The organism is Pseudomonas sp. 11/12A, from assembly GCF_000800055.1.
Classification (GTDB): Bacteria; Pseudomonadota; Gammaproteobacteria; order Pseudomonadales; family Pseudomonadaceae; genus Aquipseudomonas; species Aquipseudomonas mohnii.
Window position 1 is genome coordinate 4,494,952 of record NZ_JUGV01000001.1, and the last position, 12,477, is coordinate 4,507,428.

General features: G+C 59.3%; 11 protein-coding genes. 9 read left to right on the plus strand and 2 right to left on the minus strand.

Translation table 11 applies throughout. From position 1 onward, the window contains the following. Window positions 1-197: 197 nt before the first annotated feature. From GQ39_RS20655 to GQ39_RS20665, 3 genes are all read left to right on the plus strand, one after another. The gene (locus GQ39_RS20655; RefSeq protein WP_007971093.1) at window positions 198-470 is read left to right on the plus strand and encodes a TfoX/Sxy family protein; all 273 of its coding nucleotides are present in this window, start codon (window positions 198-200) and stop codon (window positions 468-470) included. Window positions 471-485: 15 nt separating this feature from the next. Then, window positions 486-1,286 (plus strand): Crp/Fnr family transcriptional regulator, encoded by an 801-nt coding sequence (locus GQ39_RS20660; protein WP_047533301.1) that lies wholly within the window; start codon window positions 486-488, stop codon window positions 1,284-1,286. Between the two features lie 360 nt (window positions 1,287-1,646). Next, complete coding sequence (locus GQ39_RS20665; RefSeq protein WP_047539073.1) at window positions 1,647-1,964, plus strand: Rieske (2Fe-2S) protein; 318 nt, start codon at window positions 1,647-1,649, stop codon at window positions 1,962-1,964. On the opposite strand, the gene sfsA is transcribed toward GQ39_RS20665, so the two are convergent. Continuing rightward, window positions 1,961-2,674: a DNA/RNA nuclease SfsA gene (sfsA, locus tag GQ39_RS20670; RefSeq protein ID WP_047533304.1), complete on the minus strand. Its 714-nt coding sequence runs from the start codon at window positions 2,672-2,674 to the stop codon at window positions 1,961-1,963. The genes GQ39_RS20665 and sfsA overlap by 4 nt on opposite strands. After that, window positions 2,674-3,846: a pyridoxal phosphate-dependent aminotransferase gene (locus tag GQ39_RS20675; RefSeq protein ID WP_047533308.1), complete on the minus strand. Its 1,173-nt coding sequence runs from the start codon at window positions 3,844-3,846 to the stop codon at window positions 2,674-2,676. The genes sfsA and GQ39_RS20675 overlap by 1 nt, the downstream gene beginning before the upstream one ends. Window positions 3,847-4,179: 333 nt before the next feature. Between GQ39_RS20675 and dksA the strand changes: the two genes are divergently transcribed. From dksA to GQ39_RS20705, 6 genes are all read left to right on the plus strand, one after another. Next, window positions 4,180-4,623, plus strand: a complete 444-nt coding sequence (gene dksA, locus GQ39_RS20680) for an RNA polymerase-binding protein DksA (RefSeq protein ID WP_047533311.1) — start codon at window positions 4,180-4,182, stop codon at window positions 4,621-4,623. A 192-nt stretch (window positions 4,624-4,815) separates the two neighbouring features. Continuing rightward, window positions 4,816-5,712: a tRNA glutamyl-Q(34) synthetase GluQRS gene (gluQRS, locus tag GQ39_RS20685; RefSeq protein ID WP_047533313.1), complete on the plus strand. Its 897-nt coding sequence runs from the start codon at window positions 4,816-4,818 to the stop codon at window positions 5,710-5,712. Window positions 5,713-5,789: 77 nt separating this feature from the next. Continuing rightward, window positions 5,790-5,966: a hypothetical protein gene (locus GQ39_RS32600; protein WP_003176118.1), complete on the plus strand. Its 177-nt coding sequence runs from the start codon at window positions 5,790-5,792 to the stop codon at window positions 5,964-5,966. Continuing rightward, window positions 5,950-8,904 (plus strand): sensor histidine kinase, encoded by a 2,955-nt coding sequence (locus GQ39_RS20695; protein WP_161793941.1) that lies wholly within the window; start codon window positions 5,950-5,952, stop codon window positions 8,902-8,904. Before GQ39_RS32600 ends, GQ39_RS20695 begins: the two co-directional genes overlap by 17 nt. A gap of 22 nt (window positions 8,905-8,926) precedes the next feature. Further along, on the plus strand, window positions 8,927-10,363 hold the full coding sequence (locus GQ39_RS20700) for a sigma-54-dependent transcriptional regulator (protein ID WP_047533330.1): 1,437 nt from the start codon (window positions 8,927-8,929) through the stop codon (window positions 10,361-10,363). A 710-nt stretch (window positions 10,364-11,073) separates the two neighbouring features. Further along, window positions 11,074-12,474: a polynucleotide adenylyltransferase PcnB gene (locus tag GQ39_RS20705; RefSeq protein ID WP_047533333.1), complete on the plus strand. Its 1,401-nt coding sequence runs from the start codon at window positions 11,074-11,076 to the stop codon at window positions 12,472-12,474. The last annotated feature ends 3 nt before the right edge of the window (window positions 12,475-12,477 follow it).

Genomic DNA, 12,477 nt, shown 5'->3' on the forward strand with positions numbered 1-12,477 from the left:
ACTGTGGGTTTATTGACCGAAAATCCTGCCTGTTCCGCGTCTTTTCCCGACGAACTCACTCAAATGCCTGCCTTGCAGCTATCTGCCGCTTAGAAGCGTTTGCGTCGAAAACGACCAAACAATAACGCTTTTCCTGCTGATGGCTACACTCCTCAGAAGCTTACCTACGCACCATTCGGCCATCGCAAGGAGGCTTGATGAATGATGAATTGCAACACCTGAAGAATCTTGGCAAGACGTCGGCGCAGTGGCTGCATGCCGTGGGCATCCACAGCGCCTCGGACTTGCGTCGCCTGGGGGCGGTGGACGCTTATCGGGCCGTGCGTACGCGGGGGTTCCGGGCGTCGAAGGTGTTGTTATATGCAATCGAAGGCGCCCTGATGGACGTGCATTGGAACGACATTCCCGCCGAACGCAAGGAAGCCCTGAACAAACAGTTGGAAGCTATCTCGTCACGCCACAAAAACTGAACGAGCCCGCTCGCCATGTACCTACTCGGGGAACAACCGGCCTACGCCGACGCACTGATCAATCGACTGCAAAACATTCCTGCTCGGCTACTGGAAGGCTTGGCTCCTTGCGGTCCTTCCCTGGAATTTTCCGCTGTCGAAGACCTTGGCGCCGCCTTACCCAGCGATCAGCTGTTCATGCTGGAGAACGGGCTACTGCATGGATGCATCAACCATCGCGCCCTGTTCTATCTTCACGAGGGGGATCTCATCGGCCTGCGTCAGGATATGGAATTGCCGCGCTGTCGTTTGCGCAGTGATAACCCGCTGGTGCTGACGCCCTACTTGCGATCCGCGGTGTTCCAGCACATCTATGCCGATCCCCGGCGCTCGGAATTGTTCTTGCAATACATGGCAGGGCAGACCGCTTTGCTGTCCGACGCAGTCGCACGCCTGAAACAGCCGGAGTTTCGCAGCACTCATGGTTTCCAGCGTGTCGCCAGTGGCGAAGCATTGATCCGGCAAGGCGACGAGGCGGACCACGTCCTCGTGATCATTGAGGGGCATGCCGAAGCGTTTGTCGACGGACTGAAAGTCGGCGAAGTGCCCAAGGAAGAAATTTTCGGTGCCATGGCGGTATTCACCGGTGAGAGGCGCAACGCCAGCGTTGTCACCAGTGAGCCGAGCACCATCATGCGTATTCCCAAGGATCAGTTCATGAGCCTGGCCCAGAGCAATCCAAAAATCGCCAGCAGCCTGATCAACAGCATGGCCCGACGAATCGACCTGCTTAACAAGCAGGTCGCACAGTTGAGCGCGCTGAAAACGCCACATTAAAGCTGAACGTTTATCGGGATTTACAGCAGGCAATCGACAGGATTCAAACAAATGAGAAATGACCGGTTGACTTGATAATGATAATCGATATTATTAACGCAACTGGTCGCGAGACTGGTCGATATTCTGGACAGCCCTTGGTTCGGACTCTCAGATTATCTCCTCATCAGGCTAATCACGGTTATTTGACCCGGCTCATGCCGGGTCTTTTTTTGCCTGGGAGAAAGCAGGAGCTACCCAGTATCCTAGGCAGCAAGCCACTGCATCAGGCATAGACATGCGCCACTTGATCAGTTGTTTGCATTTTTGAACGTCGGCTCGGGTCTATCTGCACATGAGCGACAAAACCTGAGGATGGACATGAAATTTCTTTGTGCCAGTACCGAGCTGGCCGATGCCTCCAGCCGCGGGTTCGAAATCGATGGCCAGAAGCTCTTCGCCGTACGCCGGGCCGGCCAGGTATACGTCTATGTCAATCGCTGCCCGCACCGCGGCGTCGGGCTGGAATGGACCCCGGACCAGTTTCTCGACCCCAGCAACAGCTTGATCCAGTGTGCCACTCATGGCGCCCTGTTTCTGATCGAGAACGGCGAATGCGTGGCCGGGCCTTGTGCGGGACAATCGCTGAAGCGCATCGATTGCCGCGAGGACGCACAAGGCCTCTGGATCAGCCTTTAATCACCGAGCAACACCTCCAGACGCCGATCAACCCTCATTTCCTCGTGAGTCAATCGCACACCGTACGCCAGCACCTCGACCCCGCACGCCACGGCCTCACGCAGCGCCGCGGCGTAAGCAGAATCGATTTCTTCAGCCGGACGTACAGCATCGATACCGGTCAAGTTCACGCAGTACAACTGCACAGCCCGAACTCCGTCTCGGGCCAAATGCGCCAATTCACGCAAATGCTTGGCCCCTCGCTGCGTCACTGCATCGGGAAACGCGGCTACCGATGAGCCGTCGAAACCCAGCGTGACACTTTTGACTTCCACAAAGGCCGGTCCACCCGGGTAATCAAGACGAAAGTCGATCCGGCTGTTTTCCTGGCCGTAGGCAACCTCGCGCTTAAGACCGGTGAAGCCGTCCAGCTCAGCGATGACTCCGCCGCGAAGCGCCTCCTCCACCAGTCCGTTGGCCCGCGCGGTATTCACGCAAAACAGCCGTCCGTGTGGGGTTTCGCCCACTTCCCATGTTCCCGGCAACTTGCGTTTGGGATCATTGGAGCGGCTGAACCAGACCTGCCCGCCTTCGACCTGACAATTGAGCATCGAACCCGTGTTCGGACAATGAATGGTCAACAACTCGCCGCTAACGGTTTCGATATCGGCGAGAAAACGCTTGTAACGACGAATCAGTCGACCTTCTTCGAGTGGCGGATGGAAACGCATCAGCCTTGCCAGCTCCGCAAACCGCGAGCAATCCGTTGGACCGCCTCGTGCAAACGCTCAAGATTTTGTGTGTAGGCGAATCGCACATGATGCCCGGCTTGGTAACGACCGAAATCCAGCCCCGGAGTAAACGCAACATGTTCGGTTTCGAGGAAGTGGCGACAGAACGCGAAGGCATCACCGCCGAACTTGCTGATATCGGCATACAAATAGAACGCCCCTTCCGGCTCAACGGCAATCCCGAAGCCGAGTTCCCGCAGGGCGGGAAGCAGGAAATCCCGACGACGACCAAACTCGGCGCGGCGTTCTTCCAGAATCTCAATGGTTGCAGGCTCGAAGCATGCCAGCGCAGCGTGCTGCGCCATGCTCGGAGCACTGATGTAGAGGTTCTGGGCGAGTTTTTCCAGCTCACCGACGGCGGCATCCGGCGCGACCAGCCAGCCGAGACGCCAACCGGTCATGCCGAAATATTTCGAAAAACTATTAAGGACAAAGGCACTGTCATCGACTTCCAGCACACTGGCCGCATCGGTGCCATAGGTCAGGCCGTGATAGATCTCGTCCACCACCAGATGACCGTGACGCTCCTTGATCGAGGTCGACAGCGCGGCCAACTCGTCGCGGGTCAAAATAGTCCCGGTCGGGTTGGCCGGTGACGCTACCAGCGCGCCGACACTGTCATGATCCCAATGCCGCTCGACCAGACCCGGGGTCAGTTGATAACGCACCTCAGGGCCGACTGGAACAAGCTGCGCGGCGCCTTCCACCAAGCGCAGGAAATGCCGGTTGCACGGGTAACCCGGGTCCGCCAGCAGCCAATGCTTGCCCGGGTCGACCAGCAACGCACTGGCCAGCAACAACGCACCAGAGCCGCCGGGCGTGATGAGGATCCGCCGCGGGTCGATGTTCAGGCCATAACGCTGCTGATAAAAGCCCGAAATGGCCTCACGCAATTCGGGAATGCCGCGTGCGGCGGTGTAACGGGTCTTCCCCGCTGTCAGCGCTGCCTGGCCGGCGCGAATGATCGGCTCGGCGGTGGTGAAGTCCGGCTCACCGATTTCCAGGTGAATCACATCATGACCGGCCGCTTGCAATTCATTGGCACGCGCCAGCAACGCCATGACATGGAAAGGTTCGATCGCACGACTGCGGGCACTGTAGGACTGAGCCATTGGCCTTCCTTCAACGGGGAAAAGAACCGATTCTACCCAAGCACAGGAACGAGCGAGAACCTAAAGCGGTCACACGCCATACAACCAGGCCAAAAACAACTCATACGAGCCCCCAGGGTTTGACTAAAATCATTACTTGAGCAGCGCTCCAGAACCACCAGACCGCGCTTTGCCGGCCTTTGCAAGCCCCACGGGCCGCAGGCTCGACATCCGGGAGTAGCGCGGTCTGATTTGATCTGGTAAGTTCGCCCGCTTGCAGCCGCAGGGCCGGCAGGTGTCGGTGATGGAGCAATCCTGCGCAGATGGATTACAAGAGTAGAGGCGGTCTATTTCATGTCCACCCAAGCAAAGCAACAAGCGAATCAGGCGATCAGCGGCTTCGAGCCCTATGTTCAGAAAGCTGGCGAAGAGTACATGGGCGAGCCCATGCGCAAGCACTTCATCAAGGTTCTGAACCAGTGGAAAAAAGAGCTGATGGAAGGTGTCGACAAGACTGTGGACCACATGAAGGACGAAGCGGCCAACTTCCCTGACCCGGCAGACCGTGCCAGCCAGGAAGAAGAGTTCGCTCTCGAGCTTCGAGCCCGCGATCGTGAGCGCAAGTTGATCAAGAAGATCGACAAGACGCTGCAACTGATCGAAGACGAAGAGTACGGCTGGTGTGAATCCTGCGGCATCGAGATCGGCGTCAAGCGCCTTGAGGCACGCCCTACCGCTGACTTGTGCATCGACTGCAAGACACTGGCGGAAATCAAGGAAAAGCAAGTCGGCAAGTAATTGCGACTTGAACGAAAAACGGAGCGTGCGAACGCTCCGTTTTTGTTTCTGTACAGGAGCGAGCTTGCTCGCAATGGACGACAACGATAACGCGCGCCGCTTGACGACTCGCGGTGTACAGACGTTTTTTCGCGAGCAAGCTCACTCCTGCAGCTTGATATGCGCCTCTCCCGACCAAATAACATCGCCCATATGACCGTCATCACCTCCCCCACCTACATCGGGCGCTTTGCCCCCACGCCCAGTGGCCACTTGCATTTCGGTTCGCTGGTCGCGGCGCTGGCCTCGTATCTCGATGCGCGCTCGGTCGGCGGCCGCTGGCTGATGCGCATGGAAGATCTCGACCCTCCCCGTGAAGAACCCGGCGCTCAGGCGGCGATTCTCAAGGCTCTGGAGAGTTACGGGTTCGAGTGGGATGGCGAGATGGTCCGCCAGAGCGACCGCCACGATGCCTACGCCGAAGTACTCAATCGCCTGTTCAGTCAGGGCCTGGCCTACGCTTGCACCTGCTCGCGCAAACAATTGGAGCACTACCACGGCATCTATCCGGGACTGTGCCGCAATGCTGGGCACGGCACCGAAGATGCGGCGATTCGGATTCGCGTACCTGAACTGGACTACCACTTCATCGACCGGGTGCAGGGAGAATTCCACCAGTACCTGGGCCGGGATGTCGGTGATTTTGTGATCCGTCGCCGCGACGGGCTATACGCTTATCAACTGGCCGTGGTGCTGGACGATGCCTGGCAAGGCATCACTGACATCGTGCGTGGCGCCGACCTGCTCGACTCCACCCCGCGCCAGCTCTATCTGCAGGAGTTGCTCGGCCTGCGGCAACCGCGTTACCTGCACATCCCGCTGATCACCCAGCCCGATGGCAACAAACTCGGCAAATCCTATCGCTCTCCACCGCTCACCGCAGACCAGGCCACGCCGTTGCTGCTGCGTGCCTTGCGCGCACTCGGGCAGAACCCCGGCAACGAACTGGCTTACGCCACGCCACGGGAAGTGCTGAACTGGGGCATCGCCCACTGGGATGCCATGTTGATCCCGCGCACACTGAGCCTGCCCGAGGCACAGCTACAGTGATCTTGCTTGCAGTGGCGCACCCATCCGTTACCATCGCCGCACGTTTTCGGGCACGCGCATAAAAAAGAGAGGCCGGGATGTACATCTATCGCTTGGTCCTGCTCCTGGTAGTGGGGATTTACCTGTTTTCCCCGGCCATCATGGATTGGTGGATCGACGCCACTGGCGCCTGGTACCGGCCTTATTTGCTCTGGCTGATCCTGATCGTCGTGACCTTCATCCTGCAGAGCCAAAAAGATGCCGATGAGCTTTAGCCTGACCCAGATGATCCTGATCAGTGCCGCATACCTGGCGGTGCTGTTTGGCGTAGCCTGGATCAGCGAACGGGGCATGATCCCGCGGGCGATCATTCGCCACCCGCTCACCTACACCCTGTCGCTGGGCGTCTATGCCAGCGCCTGGGCGTTTTACGGCACCGTGGGCCTGGCCTATCAGTACGGATACGGATTCCTGTCCAGCTACCTCGGTGTGTCCGGGGCATTCCTGCTGGCGCCGGTGTTGCTGTATCCGATCCTGAAAATCACTCGCACCTATCAGCTGTCGTCCCTCGCGGACCTGTTCGCGTTTCGCTTCCGCAGCACCTGGGCCGGCGCGCTGACCACGATTTTCATGCTGATCGGCGTGCTGCCATTGCTGGCGCTGCAGATTCAGGCGGTAGCCGACTCCATCGGGATCCTCACTCGCGAACCGGTGCAACATCGCGTGGCCCTGAGTTTCTGCGCCCTGATCACCCTGTTCACGATTTTCTTCGGCTCCCGGCACATTGCCACTCGCGAGAAGCACGAAGGCCTGGTGTTCGCGATTGCCTTCGAATCGGTGATCAAGCTGATCGCCATCGGCGGCGTTGGTCTGTATGCGCTTTATGGCGTATTCGACGGTCCGCAACAGCTCGAACTGTGGCTGCTGCAAAACCAGACCGCCCTCGCCGCCTTGCATACACCGCTGCAGGAAGGCCCGTGGCGTACGCTGCTGCTGGTGTTCTTCGCTTCGGCGATCGTGATGCCGCACATGTACCACATGACCTTCACCGAAAACCTCAACCCGCGCTCGCTGGTCAGCGCAAGCTGGGGCCTGCCGCTGTTCCTGTTGCTGATGAGCCTGGCAGTTCCGCTGATTCTCTGGGCCGGCCTGAAACTTGGCGCCACCACCAACCCGGAATACTTCACGCTGGGTATCGGCATCGCCGCCAACAGCAAGGCCCTGGCGCTGCTGGCCTATATCGGCGGATTGTCCGCCGCCAGCGGCCTGATCATCGTTACCACCCTGGCGCTGTCGGGGATGGCCCTGAACCATCTGGTATTGCCGCTGTACCAGCCTCCGGCCGAAGGCAACATCTACCGCTGGCTGAAATGGACGCGCCGGGCGCTGATCGTCGCGATCATCATGGCTGGCTATGGCTTCTACCTGCTGCTGGGCGCCGAACAAGACCTGGCCAACCTCGGCATCGTCGCCTTTGTGGCCACCTTGCAGTTCTTGCCGGGCGTACTCTCGGTCCTGTACTGGCCGACTGCCAACCGCCGCGGTTTCATCGCCGGGTTGCTGGCGGGGATTCTGGTATGGCTGGTGACCATGCTGCTGCCGCTGGTCGGCAACCTGCAGGGCTTCTACATTCCGCTGCTGAACATGATCTATGTGCTGGACGATACGAGCTGGCACATGGCCGCAATCGCCTCGCTGGCGGCCAACGTACTGATGTTCACCCTGATCTCGCTGTTCACCAACGCCAGCACCGAAGAGGCCAGCGCCGCCGAAGCCTGCGCCGTAGACAACGTGCGTCGCCCGCAGCGCCGTGAACTGCACGCCGCCTCCCCCCAGGAATTCGCCACGCAACTGGCCAAGCCCTTGGGCGCCAAGGCCGCGCAGAAAGAGGTCGAGCAAGCCCTGCGTGACCTCTACCTGCCATTCGACGAGCGTCGGCCTTACGCCTTGCGCCGCTTGCGCGACCGGATCGAAGCCAACCTCTCGGGCCTGATGGGACCGAGCGTGGCCCAGGACATGGTCGAGACGTTCCTGCCTTATAAGGCGGGCGGTGAAAACTACGTCACCGAAGACATCCACTTCATCGAAAGCCGCCTCGAGGACTACCACTCTCGCCTGACCGGCCTGGCCGCCGAGCTCGATGCGCTGCGCCGCTATCACCGACAGACCCTGCAGGAATTGCCGATGGGCGTCTGCTCCCTGGCCAAGGACCAGGAAATCCTCATGTGGAACAAAGCCATGGAGGAGTTGACCGGGATCGCCGCGCAACGCGTGGTCGGTTCGCGCTTGAGCACCATTGCGGCCCCGTGGAAAGAACTGCTGCAGGGCTTCATCAACGTACCGGACGAACACTTGCACAAGCAGCATCTGGCCCTCGACGGTCAAACCCGCTGGCTGAACCTGCACAAGGCGGCGATCGACGAACCGCTTGCACCGGGTAACAGTGGCCTGGTGTTACTGGTGGAAGACCTGACCGAAACCCAGATGCTCGAAGACAAACTGGTGCACTCGGAGCGCCTGGCCAGCATCGGTCGCCTCGCGGCTGGCGTGGCCCATGAAATCGGCAACCCGATCACCGGGATCGCCTGCCTGGCGCAGAACCTGCGCGAAGAGCGCGAAGAAGATGGCGAACTCAAGGAAATCAGTGGTCAGATCCTCGAGCAGACCAAACGCGTATCGCGCATTGTCCAGTCGCTGATGAGCTTCGCCCATGCCGGCAGCCATCAGCACAGCGACGAGCCCGTCTGCCTGGCCGAAGTCGCCCAGGACGCCATTGGCCTGCTGGCATTGAACCGACGCAATTTCGAAGTGCAGTTCTACAACCTGTGCGATCCGGACCACTGGGTCGAAGGCGACCCGCAGCGTCTGGCACAGGTGTTGATCAATCTGCTCTCAAACGCCCGCGACGCCTCGCCTCCCGGCAGCGCGGTGCGCGTCAAAAGCGAAGCCGGCGAGCACACGGTCGACCTGATCGTGGAAGACGAAGGCAGCGGAATACCTTCGAGCATCATGGACCGATTGTTCGAACCTTTCTTCACCACCAAGGACCCGGGTGAAGGTACCGGCCTGGGCCTTGCACTGGTCTATTCCATCGTTGAAGAGCATTATGGACAAATCACCATCGACAGCCCGGCTGATGTTCAGAGCCAACGCGGCACCCGTATTCGGGTGACATTACCGCGTCATGTCGAAGCGACGTCCGCTGTGAACTGAGACCGTCGAGAGTATCGAATCAATGCCGCACATTTTGATCGTCGAAGACGAAACGATTATCCGCTCCGCCTTGCGCCGCCTGCTGGAACGCAACCAGTATCAGGTCAGCGAAGCCGGTTCAGTGCAGGAAGCACAAGAACGCTTCACCATTCCCACGTTCGACCTGATCGTCAGTGACTTGCGCTTGCCTGGCGCACCGGGCACCGAGCTGATCAAACTCGGCCAAGGCACTCCGGTGCTGATCATGACCAGCTACGCCAGCCTGCGCTCGGCGGTCGACTCGATGAAGATGGGCGCGGTGGACTACATCGCCAAGCCTTTCGATCACGACGAAATGCTCCAGGCCGTCGCACGCATCCTGCGTGACCGGCAATCGACGCCTGCCAGCGGTGAACCGGTTGCCGGTAAAGTCGCCAACGGCGCGGCAAAACCGGGTACCGACAACAGCAACGGCGAAATCGGCATCATCGGCTCCTGCCCGCCGATGCAGGACCTGTATGGCAAGATCCGCAAAGTGGCGCCGACCGATTCCAATGTCCTGATCCAGGGCGAGTCCGGCACCGGTAAAGAGCTGGTGGCGCGCGCCCTGCACAACCTGTCGAAACGCGCCAAGGCGCCGATGATCTCGGTGAACTGCGCGGCCATTCCGGAAAGCCTGATCGAGTCCGAACTGTTCGGTCACGAAAAAGGTGCGTTCACCGGTGCGAGCGCCGGGCGTGCCGGCCTGGTGGAAGCGGCGGACGGCGGCACCCTGTTCCTCGATGAAATCGGCGAACTGCCACTTGAAGCACAGGCCCGCCTGCTGCGCGTACTGCAGGAAGGCGAAATTCGCCGGGTGGGCTCGGTACAGTCGCAGAAAGTCGATGTGCGCCTGATCGCCGCGACTCACCGCGACCTCAAGAGCCTGGCGAAAGTCGGCCAGTTCCGTGAAGACTTGTATTACCGCCTCCACGTGATCGCGCTGAAACTGCCGGCCCTGCGTGAGCGCGGTGCCGACGTCAACGAAATCGCCAATGCATTCCTGGCGCGGCAGAGCGCGCGGATCAACCGCACCGACCTGAAGTTTGCCCCGGATGCCGAGCAAGCCATTCGCCATTACTCATGGCCCGGTAACGTTCGAGAACTGGAAAACGCCGTCGAGCGCGCGGTCATCCTGAGCGAGAGCCCGGAAATATCCGCCGAGCTGCTGGGCATCGACATTGAGCTGAGTGATCTGGAAGACGACGAATTCATCGGCCTGGCACCGCAACAAGGCAACAGTGCCGCCAACAACAGCCACGAGCCGACCGAAGACCTGTCCCTGGAAGACTACTTCCAGCACTTCGTCCTTGAACATCAGGACCACATGACCGAAACCGAGCTGGCACGCAAACTCGGGGTAAGCCGCAAATGCCTGTGGGAACGCCGTCAGCGCCTGGGCATCCCACGGCGCAAGACCGGGGTTGCCAGCGAAAGCTGAACCCCACCTGTCTCATGTGCGGGTAACACATGATTTTGTGAAGAAACTGTTACCTCAGGTTTTTCACGTAACAGAAGCCGGGGCTTACGGTAACGAAGCCCCGGCTTTTTTTGGCCTTCAGCCACCCCACCAGTACAGGCAAGCCCTTGTTTTACTGGGGTTTGTAAAAGTTGGCACGCACCCTGCTATATGTTTGGTACAAGAACAATAACAAGCAATGCACAAGACAATAAAAATAAGACGAATCGACTCACGCACAATAAAAACAAGACGGCGAGAGGCGCAGCTAACTGATTCTTTTGGAGAGGCGTTGTATTTGGGGCTTGCCCCACGACCAGGCCGAGAACAACAAAAAACTGTCTTAAGACAGAGCCTGTACTGGTTGGATCGCAAGATCAACGCAACACAGCGACCAAAGCAATCCGTTTGCTCTTGGCTCCCGATTGGGAGGGTCATGAAGGAAAACTTCATGGCGAGGGCACTTAACAAAAACAAAAAGCCCGAAACCAATAATAAAAACAGAGCATGCAACTACTTCTTGGGGAGCTTCGGCTCCCCTTGTAGTTTCTGGCGTTCAGCCCAGACAACGACATCTCCTTCAAGCGCTTTTGCAGCTTCCTACACCATCCCCCGACTAAATGCTAGAATCCCGGCCCATCATGCGGTCATTCTTCGTTTTTGGCCGAACATTCCTTCAAACAGTGCATCCCATGCTGAAGAAGCTGTTCCAGTCATTCCGTACTCCCCTGCGTCGTACGCAACACATCCGCAGCACACCTGAAGTGCTTAACAGCGGCCAACACTCGCTGCAAAAGGCGCAATTCAGCCGTTACGCGGTGAATATCGTCGAACGCCTGCAGGGCGCCGGCTACCAGGCATACCTGGTCGGCGGCTGTGTGCGCGACATGCTGCTAGGCATCACGCCGAAAGACTTCGATGTCGCCACCAGCGCCACCCCTGAACAGGTACGGGCCGAATTCCGCAATGCGCGGATCATCGGGCGTCGGTTCAAATTGGTGCACATCCACTTCGGCCGCGAAATCATCGAAGTCGCGACCTTCCGCGCCAATCACCCGCAAAACGACGAAGAGGAAGACAGCAATCAGTCTTCCCGCAACGAAAGCGGGCGCATCCTGCGCGACAACGTCTACGGCACCCTGGAAGAAGACGCACAACGCCGCGACTTCACCATCAATGCCCTTTACTACGATCCGGTCAGCGAACGCATCCTCGACTACGCCAATGGCGTACACGACATTCGCAATCATCTGATCCGCCTGATCGGCGATCCGAAGCAACGCTACCAGGAAGACCCGGTCCGTATGCTGCGGGCCGTGCGTTTTGCAGCGAAGTTGAATTTCGGCATCGAGAAACACAGCGCCGTGCCCATCCGCGATCTGGCACCGATGCTGCGCGAAATTCCGTCAGCCCGCCTGTTCGAAGAAGTGCTCAAGCTGTTCCTCTCCGGCCATGCTGCGGACACCTTCGAGATGCTGGTCGACCTGCAATTGTTCGACCCCCTGTTCCCGGCCAGTGCCGAAGCGCTGGAATACAATCCGACCTACACCCACACATTGATCAGCGAAGCGCTGATCAATACTGATCTGCGTATCAAGCAGAACAAACCGGTGACGCCGGCGTTCCTGTTTGCCGCGCTGCTCTGGCCTGCGCTGCCTGCGCGCGTGTTGCGCCTGCAGGAACGTGGCATGCCGCCGATTCCGGCGATGCAGGAAGCGGCCCACGAGTTGATTGCCGAACAATGCCAGCGCATCGCCATTCCAAAACGCTTCACCATGCCGATCCGCGAAATCTGGGACATGCAGGAGCGTCTGCCCCGTCGCAGCGGTAAACGTGCCGACCTGCTGCTGGACAACCCACGATTCCGTGCCGGTTACGACTTCCTGCTGCTACGCGAAAGCGCGGGCGAGCAGACTGATGGCCTGGGCGAATGGTGGACGGATTATCAGGATGCCAATGAAAGCGAGCGTCGCGACATGATCCGCGACCTCAGCGGCAAGGATGACGGCACCGGCGCACCGCGCAAGCGTCGCCGCAGTGGTGGCTCCAAGCGCAAGCGCGCCGCGGGCGCCTCGAGCAACACGGGCGAATAATCC